2 protein-coding genes are annotated in these 445 nt (G+C 32.4%); one reads left to right on the top strand and one right to left on the bottom strand.

What is annotated here, in order from left to right; genetic code table 11:
• Positions 1 to 11 precede the first annotated feature (11 nt).
• Entirely contained in the window at positions 12 to 200 is a 189-nt protein-coding gene (locus GBG18_RS15135; RefSeq protein WP_152192406.1) for a sodium-dependent tyrosine transporter, read from the top strand.
• Between the two features lie 35 nt (positions 201 to 235).
• Here the strand turns inward: GBG18_RS15135 and GBG18_RS15475 are convergent.
• On the bottom strand, positions 236 to 445 hold a 210-nt coding region (locus GBG18_RS15475), incomplete at its 5' end, for a hypothetical protein (protein ID WP_226898717.1).

Below are 445 nucleotides of genomic sequence, written 5' to 3'. Positions count from 1 at the left end.
AAAGGAATAAAATGTTTGTACAATTAAACGATAGAGTTTTTTTAAACTTAGACAAAATCACTAGAACAAAGATTGATCATGTTGAAGATGGAATTAGAGTTAGATTCTATGAAGGTCAAGACCAAGTTGCAAAATCTCAAAGATTTGAAGATGTAAAACAAGCTCAGAAATGGTTAAAGAAACTTTTAAAAGCTTCTTAATATTTCTAGAATTTAAAAGTTGTTAACCAAATAAACTAACGTTTATTTGGTCCACCCTCAGGCATACATACAAAATATTTTTTATCAGGTGTATTCATACAAGTTCCTGTTAAACTACCTCTTGGCGTATTCATAGTACATTCAAAACCAGACTCTTGTCCTACACAAACTTCAATAGCTTCTTTTGGAGGCTCACCATTTTGACCACCTCTTTCTTGTCCACCACCTGGTTGTGCATATGAAAC

The sequence above is a fragment of the Poseidonibacter ostreae genome (genome assembly GCF_009208075.1).
Lineage (GTDB): Bacteria > Campylobacterota > Campylobacteria > Campylobacterales > Arcobacteraceae > Poseidonibacter > Poseidonibacter ostreae.
This window is presented reverse-complemented; position numbering and strand designations above follow the sequence as displayed.

Excerpts from the sequence above, each read along its gene's own strand:
- GBG18_RS15135 (WP_152192406.1), top strand. The coding sequence starts at position 12 with ATGTTTGTACAATTAAACGATAGAGTTTTTTTAAACTTAGACAAAATC.